General features: G+C 60.9%; 19 protein-coding genes. 13 read left to right on the top strand and 6 right to left on the bottom strand.

The features are described from left to right. The first annotated feature begins 206 nt into the window (after positions 1–206). From IEX27_RS06200 to leuC, 8 genes are all read left to right on the top strand, one after another. A complete protein-coding gene (locus IEX27_RS06200; RefSeq protein WP_188720084.1) occupies positions 207–479 on the top strand; it encodes a DUF4164 domain-containing protein in 273 nt (90 codons plus the stop codon). 20 nt (positions 480–499) lie between these two features. Next, positions 500–859: a cell division protein ZapA gene (locus tag IEX27_RS06195; protein ID WP_188720083.1), complete on the top strand. Its 360-nt coding sequence runs from the start codon at positions 500–502 to the stop codon at positions 857–859. Between the two features lie 167 nt (positions 860–1026). Continuing rightward, positions 1027–1593: a ribosome maturation factor RimM gene (gene rimM / locus IEX27_RS06190; RefSeq protein ID WP_188720082.1), complete on the top strand. Its 567-nt coding sequence runs from the start codon at positions 1027–1029 to the stop codon at positions 1591–1593. Beyond that, on the top strand, positions 1590–2291 hold the full coding sequence (gene trmD / locus IEX27_RS06185) for a tRNA (guanosine(37)-N1)-methyltransferase TrmD (RefSeq protein WP_188720081.1): 702 nt from the start codon (positions 1590–1592) through the stop codon (positions 2289–2291). The genes rimM and trmD overlap by 4 nt, the downstream gene beginning before the upstream one ends. Before the next feature lie 187 nt (positions 2292–2478). Then, positions 2479–3174 carry an AprI/Inh family metalloprotease inhibitor gene (locus IEX27_RS06180; protein ID WP_188720080.1) on the top strand — a complete coding sequence of 232 codons (696 nt, stop codon included), beginning with the start codon at positions 2479–2481 and terminating at the stop codon, positions 3172–3174. Positions 3175–3200: 26 nt separating this feature from the next. Next, entirely contained in the window at positions 3201–3557 is a 357-nt protein-coding gene (locus tag IEX27_RS06175; RefSeq protein WP_188720079.1) for a DUF4260 domain-containing protein, read from the top strand. A gap of 209 nt (positions 3558–3766) precedes the next feature. Next, positions 3767–4258 (top strand): 50S ribosomal protein L19, encoded by a 492-nt coding sequence (gene rplS / locus IEX27_RS06170; RefSeq protein ID WP_188720078.1) that lies wholly within the window; start codon positions 3767–3769, stop codon positions 4256–4258. A 321-nt stretch (positions 4259–4579) separates the two neighbouring features. Beyond that, a complete protein-coding gene (leuC, locus tag IEX27_RS06165) occupies positions 4580–5989 on the top strand; it encodes a 3-isopropylmalate dehydratase large subunit (RefSeq protein ID WP_188720077.1) in 1410 nt (469 codons plus the stop codon). Between the two features lie 78 nt (positions 5990–6067). On the opposite strand, the gene IEX27_RS06160 is transcribed toward leuC, so the two are convergent. After that, positions 6068–6283 carry a hypothetical protein gene (locus IEX27_RS06160; RefSeq protein WP_188720076.1) on the bottom strand — a complete coding sequence of 72 codons (216 nt, stop codon included), beginning with the start codon at positions 6281–6283 and terminating at the stop codon, positions 6068–6070. Between the two features lie 284 nt (positions 6284–6567). Between IEX27_RS06160 and IEX27_RS06155 the strand changes: the two genes are divergently transcribed. Together IEX27_RS06155 and IEX27_RS06150 are read left to right on the top strand one after the other, a co-directional pair. Further along, positions 6568–7692, top strand: coding sequence for a metallophosphoesterase family protein (locus IEX27_RS06155; protein WP_188720075.1), 1125 nt, complete (start codon positions 6568–6570; stop codon positions 7690–7692). After that, positions 7689–10319, top strand: a complete 2631-nt coding sequence (locus IEX27_RS06150; RefSeq protein ID WP_188720074.1) for an AAA family ATPase — start codon at positions 7689–7691, stop codon at positions 10317–10319. Before IEX27_RS06155 ends, IEX27_RS06150 begins: the two co-directional genes overlap by 4 nt. A 6-nt stretch (positions 10320–10325) precedes the next feature. Here IEX27_RS06150 and IEX27_RS06145 read toward each other — a convergent pair whose 3' ends face one another. From IEX27_RS06145 to IEX27_RS06125, 5 genes are all read right to left on the bottom strand, one after another. Then, positions 10326–11990 carry a Na/Pi cotransporter family protein gene (locus tag IEX27_RS06145; RefSeq protein WP_188720073.1) on the bottom strand — a complete coding sequence of 555 codons (1665 nt, stop codon included), beginning with the start codon at positions 11988–11990 and terminating at the stop codon, positions 10326–10328. A 132-nt stretch (positions 11991–12122) separates the two neighbouring features. Beyond that, a complete protein-coding gene (locus IEX27_RS06140) occupies positions 12123–12758 on the bottom strand; it encodes a MarC family protein (RefSeq protein WP_188720072.1) in 636 nt (211 codons plus the stop codon). A gap of 201 nt (positions 12759–12959) precedes the next feature. Continuing rightward, entirely contained in the window at positions 12960–13757 is a 798-nt protein-coding gene (locus IEX27_RS06135; protein ID WP_188720071.1) for an ABC transporter permease, read from the bottom strand. A 29-nt stretch (positions 13758–13786) separates the two neighbouring features. Next, positions 13787–14596: an ABC transporter ATP-binding protein gene (locus IEX27_RS06130; protein ID WP_210315506.1), complete on the bottom strand. Its 810-nt coding sequence runs from the start codon at positions 14594–14596 to the stop codon at positions 13787–13789. Then, positions 14593–15615: an ABC transporter substrate-binding protein gene (locus IEX27_RS06125; RefSeq protein ID WP_188720070.1), complete on the bottom strand. Its 1023-nt coding sequence runs from the start codon at positions 15613–15615 to the stop codon at positions 14593–14595. The genes IEX27_RS06130 and IEX27_RS06125 overlap by 4 nt, the downstream gene beginning before the upstream one ends. A 522-nt stretch (positions 15616–16137) precedes the next feature. Between IEX27_RS06125 and IEX27_RS06120 the strand changes: the two genes are divergently transcribed. The 3 genes from IEX27_RS06120 to IEX27_RS06110 are packed head-to-tail and all read left to right on the top strand — an operon-like array spanning position 16138 to position 20297. Continuing rightward, positions 16138–17388 carry a YlbE family protein gene (locus IEX27_RS06120; protein ID WP_210315505.1) on the top strand — a complete coding sequence of 417 codons (1251 nt, stop codon included), beginning with the start codon at positions 16138–16140 and terminating at the stop codon, positions 17386–17388. A 35-nt stretch (positions 17389–17423) separates the two neighbouring features. Next, entirely contained in the window at positions 17424–18773 is a 1350-nt protein-coding gene (locus IEX27_RS06115; protein ID WP_188720069.1) for a malonyl-CoA decarboxylase, read from the top strand. A 9-nt stretch (positions 18774–18782) separates the two neighbouring features. Continuing rightward, positions 18783–20297 (top strand): malonate--CoA ligase, encoded by a 1515-nt coding sequence (locus tag IEX27_RS06110; RefSeq protein ID WP_188720068.1) that lies wholly within the window; start codon positions 18783–18785, stop codon positions 20295–20297. Positions 20298–20518 lie beyond the last annotated feature (221 nt).

Genomic DNA, 20518 nt, shown 5'->3' with positions numbered 1-20518 from the left:
TAAACTGGGGCGGCTCAAAACGAGCACATCAAGTCACAAACCGTTTTAAATTGGCACTTTTTGACCCCGCCCCCGCAATAAGTGGTGCATAAATGGGGATCGATGGGGTACCTGTTGACGCCAACTTAACACAACGCATAGTGTTCCTTGCGTAAAGCATTATGATTCCGGGTGATTCTCATGCGGCGGGCTTGGAACGGAAGACGATGGCCAGCGACACCACTTTGAGAGAAGCGCTCGAACGCTTGAGCAGAGGCATTGAGCGACTTGAGGCATCGGTCGACAGCCGCCTCGAGAAAGAAAACGATTATGCCGAGGCAGACGCCGAAATACAGAGGATGAACGCGGACCGCTCGCGTCTAGCCCAGGAAATAGACAAGGCAGAAGCCAGGGCTGAGCGGCTGGCTGAAGTTAACCGCGAAGTCTCCCGCCGTCTGGTGACGGCGATGGAAACGATCCGGGCAGTACTTGACCGCTAGGGTCAACCAGGGCGAGGACGATGGCGCAAGTTTCGGTCACGATTGACGGCAAAGTCTATCGAATGGCCTGCAACGAGGGGCAGGAAGAACACCTGATCGACCTCGCGCAGCGGTTCGATCGCTATGTCACCCATCTGAAGGACTCCTTCGGCGAGATCGGCGATCAGCGGATCACCGTCATGGCCGGCATCATGGTCATGGACGAGCTCGTGGAGCTGCAGAAACGCGTCAAGGGCATGGAGGCAGAGATCGCAACCCTCCGCAAGACCCGCGACGATGCCCTGCTGCGCGCCGATAAGACCGACGCTGCCGTGAGCAGTTCGCTCGAGGAGCTGGCCGTACGCATCGAAGCTGTCGCGGCAAAGCTCGCCACAAACTGATCGCCGCGGGCTGTCGCAATACACATTCTGCATCTTTGAACCTGCGGATGAGCAGTTTTTCAGCCGCTACAGCTGCGCTTGTGCCGCAAAACAAGTTCCCACAGCCAGGCGAATTGCTTAAAGAACGCCGAAACACTGGCGCAACTGACTGAACTGCGAATTTTTTCATGGCGAAGCTCGAAAATCCCGTCCAACTCGGCGTCATCGGCGCTCCTCACGGAATAAAGGGCGAGGTTCGCGTCAAAACCTTCACCGAAGATCCGACTGCGCTTGGCAACTATGGTCCGCTCACGACTGAGGACGGTGCGACGCTCACCATACGTAGCGTGCGTCCGTCCAAGACGGTCGTTGTCGTGCGGTTCAAGGAGATCCAGGATCGCAACGCTGCAGAGCTTTTGAACGGCAAGGGCCTGTTCGTGGAGCGGGACGCACTGCCTGACGATCTCGATGAGGAAGAGTTCTACCATGCCGACCTGATCGGACTCGAAGTCCGCGACGAGGAAGGCGAGACTGTCGGCAAGATCACGGCGGTGCAGAATTTCGGCGCCGGTGACATGCTGGAGGTGCGTCCCCGCGGTGGCGCCTCGGTCTTCATCCCCTTTACCAAGCTTGCCGTGCCCGCCATCGACTTCGACAGCGGTATCGTTACGGTAAATCGTGAGCTCGCCGGCTTGATAGACAAGGAAGAAGACTTAGAGCTTCGCGAGAAGGATGAACCGGAGGCGGATGCATGACCTTCCGCGCTACCATTCTGACCCTTTATCCCGACATGTTCCCCGGGCCGCTCAGCCAGTCGCTCGCAGGTCGCGCCATGAGCGAGGGAACGTGGTCGCTCGACACCGTGCAGATCCGCGACTTCGCGCTCGACAAGCATCGCAGCGTCGATGACACGCCTGCCGGCGGCGGTGCCGGCATGGTGATGCGACCCGACGTTCTTGCCCGCGCGATTGATACGACTGCTCCGGCAGAGGATCCGCGCCCGCGCCTTCTGATGAGCCCGCGCGGAAAGCCGCTGACACAGGCGAAGGTTCGCGAACTGGCTGACGGTCCCGGCGCCATCATTCTCTGTGGGCGGTTCGAGGGTGTAGACCAGCGTCTGATCGATTCTCGGCAGCTGGAGGAAGTCTCGATCGGGGACTATATTCTTTCCGGTGGCGAGATCGCCGCGCTCGTTCTGCTTGACGCAGTGGTGCGCCTGCTGCCCGGCGTCATGGGTAACGATCAGTCCGGCACCGAGGAAAGTTTCGAGAACGGGCTTCTGGAGCATCCCCACTACACGCGGCCGACAGTTTTTGAGGATCAGCCAATCCCGGACGTGCTGCTCTCCGGCAATCACAAGAAGATTGCCGCGTGGCGCAGGGCCAAGGCCGAGGAGATTACGCGCGAGCGGCGTCCTGACCTCTGGGAAGCACATCTGCAGAACCGCCGTTAGACCAGTTCTAACCATTGTTTTGACGCAATCCCTGACGGAAAACCGGTTCCCACTTTTCCTGGAATTGCTCTAGGCTCGTTATTTGCCTATCCCGTGCAAGAAATGGTGGAAGGCATTCTGTGAGTCGGCTAATCATCTTTTGCAGTCGTCTTGAATATCGCCTCAACCGTTCTCGCGAGGTCTGGCCATGAAATCCATGCTGTTACGTGGAGCCATCCTGAGCCTGCTGGCTACTTTTGCCGGCACGGCACAAGCGGCAGAAGAAAAGCTCGACTGGGCGCAGCCCTTCGTGGGCGACTGGACCCTTTCCGGTGTTTCCGAGGGCGATCCCTACTGCCTGATCACGCTCGGTGATGAAGGAACCATCGGCGGCGCGACGCTCGACATTTCGGCCACCTGCCTGCGTCGATTCCCGCTCGAGGAGGTCTCGGGCTGGACGCTGCGTGACGATTCCATCGTGCTTATCGACGCAACCCGCCAGCCAGTGCTGACGCTGGATCACCAGACGACAGACAGCTATGGCGGTGAGCTGGCCGACGGACGAACCGTCGCCTTCGACCGGGGCGGTTTCGACGCGCCCGAGCTGGACGAACTGATGGACGGCACATTCAACCTCAGCGGGTACAACGACCAGGAGTCTTGCGGATTCATGGTCGAAGCCGCATCGCCGACCGAAGGCACCATCGAACAGTCCGGCGACTGCCCGGCCGAATGGAAGGACAAGGGCTGGAGCAAGTGGCAGATCGCCTCGGAAAAGCTCGAACTGCTGGATGGAAACGGAGCTGCGATCCTGACACTGACGCGCGAAGACGCCTTCACGTTCAGCGCTGATGGACATGAGGGCCTGTTCTTCGGCACCGGCTCGATCCTGGTCAGCGAATAGTCGCAGACGTGCACCCTGGGGCGGGAATGAAACTCTTCTTGAAACTCGAATATGCGGCACTGTCGGTGGCCGCACTCATCGCCTACCACCAGTTTTCCGGGAACTGGTGGCTGTTTGCTCTGCTCATCCTCGCACCTGATCTCTCGATGCTGGGATACCTTGCCGGTCCGCGAGTTGGCGCGTGGTGCTACAACATCGCGCATACCTGGCTCACAGCCTTGGCCGTGCTGCTGACCGGCTGGCTGGGGGACAGTGATTCCACGATCGCGGTGGCACTGATTCTCGTCGCCCACATCTGTATCGACCGTGCCATGGGCTATGGGCTGAAGCATGAATCGGGCTTCAAGGATACGCATCTGGGCCGCATTGGCCGCGATTCCTGATCCTTCCACGTGTGAGGGCTGTTGATTAAGCGGTCGGACTGGTGTATGTGCCCAGCCCAAGGCTGCCATGGGTTCATGGCTCCTCACACTAAATCACGAACGTGAACTCGCCCCTGTGGCTTCTTCGGAAGGCACACTCCCTCAGGCGGTAATCTACTGCCAGCGAGATGGGCGCTCTGACGTTCCCAAGAACGAAAGAGGATACAACGATGGACCTTATCCGTCAGCTAGAGGCCGAGCAGGCCGCCAAGATTGCTGCCAAGCGCACCCTTCCTGAGTTTTCGCCGGGCGACACCGTTCGCGTTCTCGTACGCGTTACCGAAGGTTCGCGCACCCGCGTCCAGGCCTACGAAGGCGTCTGCATTGCCCGTTCGGGCGGCGGTCTGAGCGAGAGCTTCACGGTTCGCAAGATCTCCTACGGCGAAGGCGTCGAGCGCGTATTCCCGGTCTACTCCCCGCTCGTCGAGGGCGTTGAAGTCGTCCGTCGTGGTAAGGTTCGCCGCGCCAAGCTCTACTACCTGCGCGACCGCCGCGGTAAGTCCGCTCGTATCGTTGAGAACACCAACGCACGTTCGCGCAAGCTGAACGACGCTGACCGCGCTGCTGCTTCCGCCGAGAAGGCCCGTATCGAGGCCGAGAAGGTCGCTGCTGCTCAGGCTCTGGCCGCCGAGAAGGCTGCTGCAGAGGCTGCCAGCGAATAAGAATCGCCTGTGCGATTGCTGAATGCGAAAAGGGAGCTTCGGCTCCCTTTTCTATTTGCATCGACACCTGCCAAACCCGCTTTTTTGAACCACGCAGATCGGGTCAACACGCGATTGCAGCCCGGGCAAAACGCTGGTAATGAAAACCCCATGCTGAACCTAGCTTTGAACCCGGCTCCAAAGGATTTTGTCTTGCAGGACATCAAGCGCCTGCCGGGCCGGTTTTTTGCACGCCTTTCAGGCACGCTGCTGAGCCGACTTACCTGAGCGGAACCTCCGCTTCCGGGTCCAACACTTTCGGCATTTTCAGGATTCAAGACCATGACCAAACCGCGCACCCTGTACGACAAAGTCTTCGACGATCATCTGGTTGATGAACAGGATGATGGTACCTGCCTGCTCTACATCGACCGCCACCTCGTGCACGAGGTGACGAGCCCGCAGGCCTTCGAGGGCCTTCGCGTGGCAGGACGCCAGGTGCGCCACCCAGAGAAGACTCTGGCCGTCGTCGATCACAACGTTCCGACCTCGCCAGACCGCAAGTTCGGCATCAAGAACGAAGAGAGCCGCATCCAGGTGGAAGCGCTCGCGACGAACGCCGCCGACTTCGGCATCGAGTACTATAACGAGGCTGATGAGCGTCAGGGCATCGTGCACATCGTTGGTCCCGAGCAGGGCTTCACCCTGCCCGGCATGACCATCGTCTGCGGCGACAGCCACACCTCCACGCACGGCGCATTCGGCGCGCTGGCGCACGGCATCGGCACGTCCGAGGTCGAGCACGTTCTGGCAACGCAGACGCTGATCCAGCGCCGCGCCAAGAACATGCTGATCCAGGTCGACGGCAAGCTGCCTGAAGGCGTGACCGCAAAGGACATCATCCTCGCTATCATCGGCGAGATCGGCACCGCTGGCGGTACCGGCCACGTGATGGAATATGCCGGTGAAGCCATCCGCTCGCTGTCGATGGAAGGCCGCATGACGGTCTGCAACATGTCCATCGAAGGCGGCGCACGCGCAGGCATGATCGCTCCGGACGAGACCACATTCGAGTACATCAAGGACCGTCCCCGCGCTCCAAAGGGCAAGGCCTGGGATCTGGCCCGCGCCTACTGGGAGACGCTGCACACGGACGAAGGCGCTCACTTCGACCGCATCGTGAAGCTCGACGCAGGCAACCTGCCTCCGATCGTCACCTGGGGCTCCTCGCCCGAGGACGTCGTCTCCGTCACGGGCATCGTGCCGGATCCGGACCAGATTGAAGACGAGGTCAAGCGCATCTCCAAGAAGCGCGCGCTCGAGTACATGGGCCTGACTGCCGGCACGAAGATCACGGACATCGAGATTGACCGCGTCTTCATCGGCTCCTGCACCAACGGTCGCATCGAAGACCTGCGCGCCGCTGCCAAGGTTGCGCAGGGACGCAAGGTCAACGAGCGCGTCAATGCGATGATCGTTCCGGGCTCGGGTATCGTGAAGGCTCAGGCCGAGGCCGAGGGTCTGGACAAGATCTTCATCGAGGCCGGTTTCGACTGGCGCGAGCCGGGCTGCTCCATGTGCCTGGCCATGAACGACGACCGTCTGCGTCCCGGCGAGCGTTGCGCTTCCACGTCGAACCGCAACTTCGAAGGCCGTCAGGGCTTCAAGGGCCGTACGCACCTCGTTTCGCCGGCCATGGCTGCTGCCGCCGCCATCGCTGGTCGCTTCGTGGACATTCGCGAGTTCCGCTAAGACTTACGCGGGTTCGTCTAAATCAAAGCCATCGCAGCCGACGGGTTGCGATGGCTTTTCCATTTGGTGCGATAGCCGTCAGCTGGTGTGATAAACTGTCAGCGCCAGAACCGCGGCCGAAGCGGCCCCAATCATGCCCATGGTCAGAACGGTACCCACTCCCAAAAAACCGGAAATTGCAACGCCGCCAATGAAACCGCCCCACGACATTGCCAAAGCGTTGGCCAATTCCTTACCCGCGATGCCAGCAGCGGCTGCTACTGCCCTGCATTCATTTTTACTTAGTTCGCGCATGCGGCACCCTCCCGTGCACGGTCAGCACCACGCTTCAGCAAAGTCTCTGCTCGAAATAATCCCATTCAAATCTCCTTAAATGAATAACATGTTTTATATTTGCGAACCCGTTTGCAGGTCAACCGAGAGGTAGATTGGCTGAGGACGTAAGCTGGGGACGAAGGCGTGCTGACCCTTGATAGGCCTCTTTAAGGGGGTACTACTATCGATCTAACTGCACTCCCATTTCCGGACCGATCCAGCCAACGGCTGGAGATTAGTGAAGCCGGAAGCGCGAAGGGGCCATGCTGAAGTTCATCCATTCAAGCGATCTCCACCTGGGCAAGCGGTTTGCAAACATGCCGGAGGAGATCCGCGGGCGCCTCCGCGAGGCTCGCCACGCAGTCCTCGGCAAACTCGCGGAAGCCGCACGTGATCATGGCGCGAGCGTGATCCTGATCGCTGGTGATACGTTCGACACCGAGACGCCCTCGCCTGAAATTCGCCGGCAGACGCTTGCGGAGATGGCTGCTCATGCGCCGCTGCAGTGGATCATCCTGCCAGGAAACCACGATTCGCTGCAGGCCTCGCAACTCTGGAATGCACTTCAGGCAGAGGCTCCGGCCAATGTGGTACTGGCTATGGAGCCTCGGCCGATCATGCTCTCGGCAGATGCCACGCTTTTGCCTGCGCCGTGCACGACAAGGCGCCCCGGCCGAGATCTCACCGAATGGGTCGACAATGCTGCGACGCCCGATCGGAACATCCGCGTTTGCCTCGCCCACGGAGGCATTCTGGATTTTTCCGAGGATGGCGATGCGTCCGGCATCATCGCACCGGACCGGGCCAAGCGCTCGGGCCTCGACTATCTGGCGCTCGGCGACTGGCACGGCACCATGGCGGTGGACCCACGCACCCATTACAGCGGAACGCCCGAGCCCGACCGCTTCAAGCACAATGAACCCGGACGGGCGCTGGCGGTGGAAATTCCGGCAGCGGGCGCCGAGCCGATCGTGACGCCGGTCGAGACCGGCACATTCTCATGGTCCACCCAGCCGCTGCACCTCCTGAGTGAGGATGATCCTGCGGCATTGGTGCGCCAGCTGCTCCCCGAAGGTGTGAAGCGACGGCAGACGCTGATGCGCATTCTTGCGAGCGGCAGAACCCGGCCCGACGGACGCGCTTCGCTGGCCGCGACCATCGAACACGCAGCGCCGGAATTCGCTTTCCTTGCTCTTGATGATGCGGGGCTTGAGACTGACTGCGAGGCAGGCGACCTCGATGCTATCGACAAGGCCGGAGCGCTGCGCATCGCTGCCGAAGAGCTCCTGACCGACAGCGATAACACGGCACTTTCGGCGGCCGAGCGGCAGGTTGCTCGTGAAGCACTGCTTCGCCTCTTCTCCTACTCGCAGAAGATTGCGTCATGAAGATTTCCGCCCTCAGACTGCACAATGTGAAGCGCTTTGCCGGAAAAGGCGTGGCGCTGGAGAACATCCAGGAAGGCGTGAACGTCTTCTGCGCCGCCAACGAGTTCGGCAAGTCGACGAGTTTCGAGGCGTTGCACGCACTGTTCTTTCAAGCTCACACCAGCACGGCAAAGGATGTGCGCAGCCTCCAGCCCTATAGCGGCGGCGCGCCTATGGTGCAGGCCGATATCGTTACCGGCAACGGTCGCTACAGGCTCACCAAGCGGTTCCTGAGCAGCAAGCACGCGAGCGTTACCGACCTCGAAAACGGACGGCTGATCGCGCAAGCTGACGAGGCGGAGCAGTTCATCTCCAGCCTCGTGCGTGGCGGAACGGCGGAGCCTGCGGGCCTGCTCTGGGTGCGGCAGGGCGTAACCGGCATCGACCAGCGCGACAAACGAGAAGAAGAGAACGAGAAGCGCATCCGGGAGAGCCTGCTCACCTCCGTCCAGGGTGAAGTGGAAGCGATCACCGGTGGCCGGCGCATGAGCGCGATCATCGAGAGGTGCAGCGAGGAGCTGAGCCAGCTTGTCACGGACAAGCTGAAGCCCAAGGCTCGCGGACCCTACGCCGTGGCCATCGAGGAGCGAGACCGTCTCGTTGCCGAAGAACAGAGGCTGCGCGGCGAGGTGGAGCGGCTGCGTGAGGCGCTAGATCAGCGGGCGCAAATCGTGAAGCGTCTGGCTGTACTCGAAGATGCCGAGGAAGAGGCGTCGCGGCGTTCCGCCGTCGAGAAGGCGACCGCTGTGTTCGAGGCAGCCAAGGCTCACCGCGAGGCGCTGAAAGCCGCCGAGGCGGAGGCGCGGCTTGCCCATTCGCAACTTGAGAAGGCGGAACAGGATTTCGTAGCGTTCCGTACCGCCTCGAAGCGGTCGAAGGAACTTCAGGCAGAGCTTGCGACGGTTGAGGAGGAGCGCCGCAATGCACTCGCTCGCCGCAACGAAGTTTCGCTTGCGATGGACAAGGCACTTTCGGCTGCACAGGCTGCAGCGGCTGAGGAACAGGAAGCCCGGCAGCTGCTTCAGCGCCTCGATGCGGCGCTAAAGGCCCGGCAAGCAGCAGAAGAACTCATCCTGCTGCGCGAGCGACTGCAGCAGGCCGAAGCGCTTCGCGCCAGCCATGAAGCCCTTAAGGCTGAGCTTGCCAACCTCACATTGCCAGCTGGTCTGATCGACAAGTTGCAGAAGCTGGAAGTGGAGATCGCCGGGCTCAGAGCGGCCAAGGAGGCAAGCCTCCCGACGCTCAGGATGCAATATCAGCCTTCGGCTACAGTCGGTGTTACAGTCAGCGGCAAGCAGCTAGAAGATGGCGCTGAGCAGAGCTTCGATGATCTTGTGGAGCTGGAAATTGCGGGCGCTGGTACGCTCATCCTGCGCTCCAACCGGCCGGCGGATGCCGATGCCATGCTGCTTCGCAAGGAGGCCGAGCGGCGCAAGCTGCTCGAAGCTGCCAGTCTCGCGGATCTGGCGGAAGCTCGCGCGCGGGAAGCCAGCGTTCAGGCCAAGCTCTCCGACTTGAAGCAGCTGGAGCTGCGGCTGGAGCATCTTGCACCGGAAGGGCTCGCCCGCCTGCGGGAACTTGTTGCACAGCGGGAATTGCTGGGCGCGAGCGTTCCCGATGTCGAGGGCGATCCGGAGGTCGTGCGGACACGGGCGGCGGAGGCAGCGCAGAAGCTGACCGATGCCAACGGACGGATCCGCGAGGCACAGCCCCAGCGCAGCCGCGCTGACGATGCGCTGATGGCGATCGAGACGCGCCACGCCAAGATTATCGCCGAGCTGACCCAGGTCGATTCCGTCCTTGGCGCTGCTGACGCCCGCGCGAGCCGCGAACAGTCGCTGGAGGCCTCATACTTCCAGCAGAAGCAGAACTTTGAAGAGCTGAACCAGAAGGTGGAAAAGCTGCAGCTTGCAGCGCCCGATCTGGCCGCAGCCGAAGCTGCGCTCCAGCGGGCTCGGTCTGTTCAAGACGCAGCCAACAAGGAAAAGACAAACCTCCATATCAAGCTCGCGGAACTCAACACCGAGATCCGCAACAAGTCGGACGAAGCCGTCGAAGAAGCCTGGCGAGAGGCCGAGGATGCGCTGGCCATCACGAATGAACGGGTCGCGCGCTTCCAGAAGGAAGTTGCGGTTCTGGTCCGGCTGCGGTCAGCGCTACAGCAATCACGTTCGGCGGCCCGCGATCTCTACCTGCAGCCGGTGATCAAGGAGCTTCGCCCGCTCCTCAACCTTCTGTTCGATGACGTGTCGTTCGTCTTTGATGAGAAGACCTATCTGCCTCAGTCGCTGCGCCGAAACGGACAGGATGAGAGTATTGAGGTGCTGAGCGGCGGCATGAAGGAGCAGCTGTCGATCCTGACCCGCCTTGCCTTCGCACGGATGCTGGCCGCCCATGGCCGTCCGGCGCCGGTCATCCTCGACGATGCGCTTGTCTATTCCGACGACGACCGGATCGAGAAGATGTTCGACGCGCTACACCGGCAGTCGCGCGACCAGCAGATCATCGTGTTCTCCTGTCGCCAGAGGGCGTTCTCGAAACTCGGCGGAAACGTGCTCGAGATCTCAGACTGGCGGCCGGAGGCTTGATGGGCCTTAGTCTGGCTCTCCGAGCTGGACGCGGCTCTCAAGCAGCAGGCCCTTCTCCTCAAGAACCGGATAGGCGGCTGCGGCAACGAGATGAGAGTTGATCAGCCTCAGGTCGCGGATCACGTCCAGATGGAGCGAGCTGGTTGCGGAGGTATTGAGATCGCCTTTCCGTAGCCGGATGAAGTGAGACTGTGTCGCTTCACTCTCGGCCTTCCGGAAAGCAGCCTTTTCGCGCGCCAGCATCTGCGCCATCCGCTCGTCCTGCGTCACAAGCAGCGAGGCGGCTGTCTGAAGATTGTTGGTGAGCCGGTCAAACAGGCGCTTCAACTCCTTCTGCCCCTCCTCGGAGAAGCTGAGGCCGCGCCGCAGCCGCTTTGAGAGGTGGGGGAGAAGGCCTCGGTCGATCACGTCGCCTGCCTGCTCCAGGTTGGTGGAGAAGAGCAGGATCTGATCGAGGCGCAGCTTGTCGGCTTCGCTCAGCTCCTCCGGGTCAATCGAGGTGAGGTAGGTCTTGATGGCCGTGTTGATGTGGTCGATCACGTTGTCCTTGTCGCGCAGCGCGGAAAGCGCCTTGCGATCGGAGCCCGTGACGCCGTTTCGGGCACCTTCCAGCATCTCTCCCAGAACGTCTACCAGACGCAGAGCTTCCCGGGTGGCCTGGCCGAGTGCGACCATCGGCGTTTCCTTGGCGGCAGGGTCCAGATAGCGCGGTCGTGTCGGGTCGGTCTCATCCACCTTCTCGGGCAGGAGCTTGATCAGGAGCTTCGAGAACGGTCCGAGCAGCGGCAGGAAGAGCACCGCCAGCACCACATTGAAGGCTGTGTGGAAGTTGGCAACCGCACGGGCGTAATCCGCCGCCATGAGCGGCGCGAGTTCGGCAATCTTGTCAAGGAAAGGCATGGCGATCGCCAGACCCACGACGCGCGTTGCAAGGTTGCCAATGGGCAGCCGCTTGCCGGCGGGGTCGTCTCCCAGGTCGCCTTCCAGCACAGGATTGACCGCCGTTCCAAGGTTGGCGCCGAGCACCAGCGCGAATGCCTGGAATGGCTGGATGAGATCGTGCGCGGCAAAGGACATGATCAGCAGCACGACGGCCACGCTTGAATGCGCCGCCCAGGTGAGGATTGCCGCCACAATAATGTTGAGCAGCATGACGTCGGACATGCTCTCTAGCACCCAGGAGAGTGCCTCGGATTCTTCGAACTCACTCATCAGATCGAGGATCTGATGCAGCGCCAGGATCATGAAGCCGAGGCCGATCATCACGCGGCCGAGATCATGGATCTGGTGGTTCGAGGCCTTGCGGAACATCACGACGCCAATGAGGATCAGCGCTGGCGACACGGCTGCGATGTTGAACGAAAGCACCTGAACAATAAGGGTGCTGCCGACGTTGGCGCCGAGCATCACCGCCAGCGCCGGGACGAGATCCACAAGCCCGCCAGCGGCGAAGGCGGCGGCCATCAGGCCGGTCGCCGTGCTGCTCTGCAGGATAGCCGTGACAAACAGCCCCGCGCCCAATGCGTTGAGACGGTTCTTCAGAGCATGGCCGAGGAACGACCTGAGCTTGGGTCCAAAGGCCCGCTGAATTCCCGTCTGGACCATACGGGTACCCCAGAGCAGCAGGGCAATATGGCCAGCCAGGGCAACAAGGCCTAAAACCAGCGCCATGAAAGATCTCCTAAAACGACGGGGGGTTGCCGAGGCAAGCGCCCGACGCAGACTTGTGCGTCAACGGTGATCTTTTCTGACCGTTCCTTCAAATGCAAGCAAGCGGGCCAAATGCCTCGGCTGACGCTCTGGTCAGATGGGAGGCAGGCCAAGCCACTTCGTCAGCGCCTCGGCAATGAGGTTGATCGAGAGGGCAGCCAGCAGAATTCCCATGACCCGGCGGAGCACATTCGCCCCATGCTTGCCGATGATGCGCGACACCAGGTCACCCGCCAGGAAGAGACCCAGCATGATCAGCAGGTTCAAGCCCAGCATGGCAACGGTTTCCATCTGCTCGAAGAAGCTCAGACGGTTGTTGTCCATGAGGATCACCATGGCCAGCATGGACCCGGGACCGGCTATGATCGGCACAGCGATCGGGTAGACGCCCAGGCTTTCCGGCGTCTCACCTTCCACGTCGGGATTCTTGGAGTGGCCACCGCCCTGCCCCAGCACCATCATCAGCGAGAAGATCAGCATGATGATGCCGCCGGCGATCTGGAACGAGAGAAGCGAGATGTTCATCGCCTGCAGAATGAACTGCCCGACAATCGCGAAGACCACGAGAACGATGAAGGCGACCGGGATGGCGATAAGTGCGGCCTTGCGGCGCCCGGCCTTGTCCAGATCTCCGGTAACGGTGAGGAAGAGAGTTGTGTGGCTGATCGGATCGAGAACGGCGAGAAGGGTCATGAACTGCGTCAGCAGCAGCGTTTGATCGACCAGCATGCATTACTCCGTGGCGGACTTTTCGGCAGAGATACGAATTGGCGCGACAGGTAAGAAGATAAACGGCGGACTGTCCAGAGAAACGATCTGGCGGTTATCTGCCATCGCAGCATAAGCTTAACAGCTGACTACTCCCTGAAATGCAAGAAGCCGTCGCTCTTGCGGGCAACGGCTTCCTGGTAGCTATTTCAGGTCTGGACCCTAATTGGATGAACCGTGCCAAGGGATCAGGTACTTCCGCGCTCCGACGACGATCGCGTAGAAGGCGAAGCCCAGAACCGAGAGGTGCACGATCACCGCGAACAGCGCAGTGGTGTTATAGGTGTTCATCTCGCGGACGGCGAGATTTCCGAGGCCGACGTTGCCGCCAAGGTATTCACCCACGACCGCACCGATGATCGAGAGCACGACGCCAACTTCCATGCCGGTCAGGATGTACGGAAGCGAGCTCGGGAAATCGAGGTGAACCAGACGCTGCATCGGCGAAGCGTTGATGCTCGCCATGACTTCGCTGTGGCCGCGCTCAACCGACTTCACGCCCAGAACGGTGTTAAGCAGGATCGGGAAGAACGCGAGGATCGTGGCGATCACCACCTTCGAGGTGATGCCGAAGCCGAACCACACGATGAAGAGCGGCACCAGCGCCACCTTCGGGATCACCTGCGTGGCGATGACGAACGGGTTCAGCATGCGCTCCAGACGGGGCATCTTGCCGAGGATCATGCCGAGGCCGACGCCGAGGATGCTAGCCAGGATGAAACCGAGGAAGGTTTCCCAGGCGGTCACGCCCGTGTGGAACCAGACGTTCTTGTCGGCCAGGAACTTGATCCACTGCATGCCAACCGCGGACGGTGGCGGCAGGATCAGCTTGCTGACGTTGAAGAACCGAACGTAAGCTTCCCAGCCTCCAAGGAACACGAACAGAAGCAGCAGGCTACCGATCCAGGCGGGGAACTGGGCTGGCCCTTCCGCCGACGGATTGTTGTTTTTCTCACTCATTGAAGCCTCGTTTGACTTGCGGAAGCCCACTAGTGTTCCAGCTGCGTGCGCAGGTGCGCGACGATCGACTGAAACTCCGGCAGCTTGTGAATGCTCGAATCCCGAGGGCGCTCGAAAGGAACATCGATGATTTCCTGAACACGGCCCGGACGCGGCGAGAGCAGGATGATACGGCTCGCCAGGAACACGGCTTCGGTGATCGAGTGCGTCACCAGCACCACCGTCTTGCCGGTTTCCATCCAGATGCGCTGCAGCTCGCCATTCATCGTGTCGCGCGTGATCGCATCGAGCGCGCCAAACGGCTCGTCCATCAGCAGGATGTTCGGGTCGTAGCTCAGCGCGCGCGCAATTGCTGCACGCTGGCGCATGCCGCCGGAGAGCTCCTTCGGGAAGCGCTTCTCGAAGCCGCTGATGCCGACCAGCTTGCAGAGCTCGGCCGCCTTTGCCTGCCGCCCTGCCTTGTCGATACCGCGAAGCTTCAAGGGAAGTGCGATATTCTCTTCGATGGTGAGCCACGGAAACAGGTTTGCTTCCTGGAACACCATGCCGAGCTGCTTCAGCGCATCGACATTGCGATTGCCGTTCGACCAAAGGTTGGCGCCGCCAACCTCGATCGATCCTGCGGTCGGCGTCTCAAGGCCGGCGATCATGCGCAGCATGGTGGTCTTGCCGCAGCCCGATGGGCCGAGCAGGATCGTCATCTCGCCGCCCTTGATATCCAGGGTGGTCGGGGTCAGGGCCTGAACGCCATGACCGCGAACGCCGAAGTACTTTTCAGCTCCGTTGAGCGTGATCGAATTGTTGTTGCCGCCGCCCGCCGCGACGCTCTGCATTGTCATTTCACGGCCTCATCGTAAAAGGCAGTCGAGAAGAGGGAGGAAACATCATCGATCTGCATGATGTCAGCCGCTCCAACGAGGCGTGCGGCCTCTTCGAAGACTTCCGGCACGTTGCGCATCACGTTCTCGTCGCCCTGTGCCAGCGCGAGCTCGTTGTAGGCCTTGATAGCTTCAAGGCGGAACTCGCGATCCTCAGTCACGGTGAGGTCGAACTTCGAGGCGACGCGGTCGAGGATTTCAGCCGGATCGGCGGCCTTGATCTCAAGCGCCGAGTTGCGCATCGCGCGAACGAACTTGACCACGGTGTCGTGGTTCTCGGTAGCAAACTTCTCGGTCGTACCGATAACGCCGCCCGGCAGCGGAGCGAACTGGGTCGTGCTCCAGATCTTGACCGGCTCGTTGGTCATGCGCAGCAGAAGCGCCGTCTCGATGTTGGCGATGAAGGCGTCAACGCGGCCCTGCTTCAGGATCTCGACGTTACCGGCGCTCGAACCGATCGCCTGACGCGGTACATCCGCAACAGGAATACCTGCACCGGCGAGCATGAGGTTCAGGATATTCTCCTGGCCACCGCCCAGCGAAGCAACGCCAACGGTCTTGCCGCGCAGTTCTTCCGGCGAGTTGATGGGGTCGCCTTCGCGGCTCACCAGGCTGAAGATGCCGCCCTGAAGGCTGGTCGCCACCGATACGAGCTTGGTGTCCTGCGATGCGGAAGCCTTGAAGAGGTCAAGCAGGCCAACGCGGGTGAAGTTCGCCTGTCCGGCGATCACCTGCTGGATGCCGACGGCCGTGCCGCGCACGTTGGTGATCTCGACCTCAAGACCTTCCTTTTCGAAATGGCCGCCAACAACGGCGTTCATCTCCGGGAGGTACTCGAGCGTCAGGTCGAACGGCTCCATGAAAACAAGCTTGGTGGCAGACTGTGCGAAGACGGGAAGTCCGCCCATGGCGAGATACGCGCCACCGGCGGCCGCACCCTTCAACAACATACGACGGGTAAGTTTTTCAGAGATTGCCATAATGATTGTCTGCCTTATCTATGAATGCGTGTTGTTCAGGAGATGTACCCGCCGGCCGGAAGGCCGTTTGTCAGGTACGGGAGGCGTTGAAAGTCGAAACTTCGGCGGAGCGATGGGAGGGCAGCCGTCCTGCCGGCAACGCCAGGCTGGACCAATGTTCTGGGCGGCAATTCACGCGTGCCTATCAACCGTTACCCCTCCAAGAAACGCTGTGCTGAACCGGCGTCGATTTTTCGTTGACATGTTCTATTCGCCAGCTTCCTGAAAGCATTTCATTCTGTCCCTATAGCCAGAAGCTACAAAAACGTTCCTGTCATTCCGGAACGCTATAGCTGGTTGCCTATAAAGGTTTTTGGACCCGTGCAAAGGAAGTCGCGGACCGGTTAACACGTTTTTTGTCACAGGTTTCCGCACACCTATAACCATCCGGAATGCCCACCCTCATGAGGGCAATGGTCGCACCAATGTCATGGCTGCATAGTGCCCGCCTTATTCTCACTGAAACCAGATGAGTGGCGGTTCATGGCGATGGCATCCAACTCTAGCGAACATCTCGAAGCAGGAAATCAGGCCGTAGTGGAGCGCCTGTTCGAGGCACAGCCCTTTCTGATCGGCATGGCTCTTGCCGGCGAGGCAATTCCCGGGATGCACCCGAACCTCGTCCTCCACGCAGGCCCGCCCATCGCCTGGGAGAACATGGTTCCCGCCATGCAGGCCGCGATACTGGGCGCACTCATCTTCGAAGGTCGCGCAGAAACGCTTGAAGCAGCCCGAGAGCTGGTCGAGTCCGGCGTGATCTCGTTTGCACCGGGCCATGACCACCAGGCCGCAGGCGCAATGACCGGCATCATCACCGCCTCGATGCCCGTATTCGTCGTCGAAGAGAAAAAATCCGGCATCCGCGCTCATGTCACGGTGAACGAAGGTCTCGGCAAGGTGCTGCGTTTCGGCGCCAACGATCCGGAAGTGATCGAGCGCCTGCGCTGGATGCGCGACGAGTTCTATCCGCTGATGCGTCAGGCCCTTGAGATCGCCGGACCGATGAACCTCAAGAAGGCCGTTGCTGAAGCGCTTCGCCGCGGTGACGAGGTTCATAACCGCAACAAGTCGGCCACGACCCAGTTCTTCAAGGAAATCACGCCCCATCTGCTGGCAACCGGCGCACCGCACGAGAAGCTCGCCGCAGTGCTGAAGTTCATCGCGGACAACGACCACTTCTTCCTGTCGCTCGCTATCGCCCAGGCGAAAGCAACGTCGCTCTATGTGGAGCAGCTTGGCGTCGGCAGCACCGTAACGGTTATGGCCGGCAATGGCGTGGAAGTCGGCATCCGCGTCGGCGGTCTCGGCAAGAAGTGGTTCACCGCACCGGCCCAGGTTGGCGACATCAAGCTCTTCCCCGGTTACACCAAGGAAGACGCGACGCCCACCATGGGTGACTCCTACATCACCGAGAGCATCGGTCTTGGCGCCTTTGCGCTGGCCGCCGCACCGGCCATCGCCTCCTTCATCGGCGGAACGGTCTCCGATCTCGTTGAGCGCTCGAACACGATGCGCCAGATCACCTTGGCAGAGCACCCGGAGTTCGTTATCCCGGCGCTCGACTTCAGGGGGGTTCCTTGCCCGATTGACGTGCGCAAGGTGGTGGAAACGGGGGTTACGCCATTGATCAACACCGGCATTGCTTCGAACAAGCCCGGCGTGGGCCAGGTCGGCGCCGGCGTGCAGCAGGTTCCGCTTGAGTGCTTCCAGAAGGCCGTAGCCGCTCTCGGCTGAGGCCGATCCGCGACTACGCCGGAACGGAGGACGCCATGAGCGTAACTTTTCTGTCTGAGCTGATGAGCGAAATCAGCCAGCGCGGCCGCAGCTTCCTGCAGCGAAACCGCGAGCAGCCGCGCAACCCTATCGAACTTTGCGAGGCCCTCGTCTCACGCCGGGGCGAGGTCTCTTCCTTCGTGCTTTCGGAAGCCGTCTGGCAGAGCTGGGACCGGCTGGACCGCAAGGGACAGGTCGATTTCCTGATCGAGGTCGCGCAACGTTTCGGACCTGATGAGAATGCCGTTCTGGAGGCTCTTGCGGTCGCTCAGGAACGTCGTGACGCCGACGCCTACCATCGCTTGCACCGGGCAACCGAGCCGCGTTCGCAGGAGCTTATCCGCCGTCTCAATATGGCCAAGCAGGGGACGCTGAGGCTGGTGCGGATGCGCGAGGTGCTGACGGACGCCATCGGTGAGCATCCGGCGCTGGCACACCTCGACGGCGACTTCTTTCACCTGTTCAACTCGTGGTTCAACCGCGGCTTTCTGGAGCTACGGCCAATCAACTGGAATACGCCAGCAAGCATTCTCGAGAAGTTCATCGAGTATGAGGCGGTTCACGAGATCAATGGCTGGGACGATCTGCGCAGCCGGATCGAGCCGAAGGACCGGAGGCTCTTCGCCTTCTTCCACCCGCAGATGGGTGAGGAGCCGCTGATCTTCGTCGAGGTCGCGCTGACCAGCCAAGTGCCGAACAGTATCCAGTCGCTGCTCGCGACGGATCGCGAGGAAATTGCGCCGGAGCAGGCGACGACGGCTGTCTTCTATTCGATCTCCAACTGCCAGAACGGGCTGAAGGGCATTTCCTTCGGCAATTTCCTGATCAAGCAGGTGGTTGAGCAGCTGCGCAACGAGTTGCCCAACCTGAAGAACTTCGTGACGCTTTCTCCCGTGCCGGGTTTCCGCCGCTGGCTGGATGGCATTCGCAAGGACGAGCAGCAGACGGTACTGGCGCCGAGGGATCTGGAAGCACTCGCCGCGCTTGACGAGCCCGATTGGTCTGCGGAGACGGAGAGCGTTTACGCGCTCAACCCGCTGCTGCAGGGGGTGGCGGCACACTATTTCCTGGCTGCGCGAGACAAGCGCAACCGCGTCATTGACCCTGTCGCCCGCTTCCATCTGGGCAACGGCGCCAAGCTCGACAACATCCACACCTTCGCCGACCTTTCGGCGAACGGCAGGCGCAACGCCTACGGCCTGATGGTCAACTATCGCTACGAAATGTCGGAGATCGAGGCCAACCACGAGGCGTATGCCGAGAGAGGCGACGTGGTGGCTTCGCCTTCGGTTCGCAGCCTGCTGAAGAAATTCCAATCAAAAACGAAAATTGCCCACGCTAGCTAGAGGGAGGCTATGCAGTACAATCTTTACACCCAGATTCTCTCCCGCGCGTCAGACCGCGATGCCCCGTGCATCCGAACCGCGGACGGCCGGGTCTACACCTATGGTGATGTCGATACGCTTTCAGCACGTTTTGCAAACGTGCTGCGCAGCAGGGGTGTCGTCATCGGTGACCGCGTCGCTGTACAGGTGGAGAAGTCGCCGGAAGCCATCATCCTTTATCTCGCCTGCCTGCGAGCCGGTGCTGCCTTCCTGCCGCTCAACCCCGGCTACACGACCGCCGAGATCGAGTATTTCGTCGATGACGCCACGCCGCACATCTTCGTCTGCGACCCGCAGAAACGCAAAGACCTGGCCCCGATCTGCGAAAGCCTGAACGTCGCCCACCTGCTCACCCTCGACGCCAACGGGAAGGGTACGCTTACGGAGTTCGCCGCCAAGGCGGAGACGGATTACGAAACCGCAGCGGTGGAAGCGACGGATCTCGCCGCGATCCTCTACACATCGGGTACGACCGGACGTTCCAAGGGCGCGATGCTGACGCATGCGAACCTCGCCTCCAATGCGCGGACGCTGGTAGAATACTGGCAGTTCACCGAGAGTGACGTGCTGCTGCACGCGCTGCCGATCTTCCATACGCACGGGCTGTTCGTGGCTACAAATGTTGTGCTGACGGCCGGCGCATCGATGATCTTCCTGCCGAAGTTCGACATCGAGGAAATCCGCAAGAACCTGCCTCAGGCAACGACGCTGATGGGTGTGCCGACGTTCTACACGCGTCTGCTGAACGAAGAGTGGCTGGATCGCAGCAGTACCGATCACATGCGCCTGTTCATCTCGGGATCGGCACCGCTGCTGGCTGAAACGCACAAGGCATGGACAGCACGAACTGGCCACCACATCCTCGAACGCTACGGGATGACCGAGACCAACATGATCTCGTCCAACCCCTATGACGGCGATCGGCTGCCCGGATCGGTCGGCTTCCCGCTGCCCGGCGTCAGTGTTCGCATCACCGATCCGGCGAGCGGTGCGCTGCTGCAGAGTGGCGAAGTCGGCATGATCGAAGTGAAGGGCCCCAACGTCTTCAAGGGCTACTGGCGCATGCCGGACAAGACGCGCGCGGATTTCCGCGAGGACGGCTACTTCATTACCGGTGACCTCGGACAATTTGACGAAGGCGGTTATCTGTCGATCGTCGGTCGCAACAAGGATCTCGTCATCACCGGCGGATACAACGTCTATCCGAAGGAACTGGAAGAAGAGATCGACCAGATCGAGGGCGTCGTTGAGAGTGCCGTCATCGGCGTGCCGCATCCTGACTTCGGTGAGGGCGTCACGGCAGTGGTGGTCGCCAGGAAGGGCTCAACGCTGACGGAAGACAGCGTGATCAAGGCGCTGGACGCAAGGCTCGCCAAATACAAGCTGCCGAAGCGCGTGATCTTCGTGGAAGAGTTGCCGCGCAACACGATGGCCAAGGTGCTGAAGAACGAGCTGCGGAAAACCTACGCAGATCTCTACAAATAACAAAGGGGCCCGCGAGGCCCCTTCAGACCGCTGACAAACCCGCCGATTTTTTTGGCGGGTTTTTCGTTTGGAGCGGGAAGGCGTCGCTGCGGGTGTTGACGCAGAGAAGATGAAGAAGGAGCCCGCGGGCTCACGCCCCGGCCATGTGTGGTTTCCGGGTGAGTGCCAGGGCGATCTTCTTCATGTTCTGGCTGGCGGCTGCCAGCAGGCATTGCCACGTT

It is taken from the genome of Nitratireductor aestuarii, assembly GCF_014641695.1.
GTDB lineage: Bacteria > Pseudomonadota > Alphaproteobacteria > Rhizobiales > Rhizobiaceae > Chelativorans > Chelativorans aestuarii.
The sequence above is the reverse complement of the archived record's forward strand: the minus strand, read 5'-3'. Positions and strand labels throughout refer to the sequence as shown.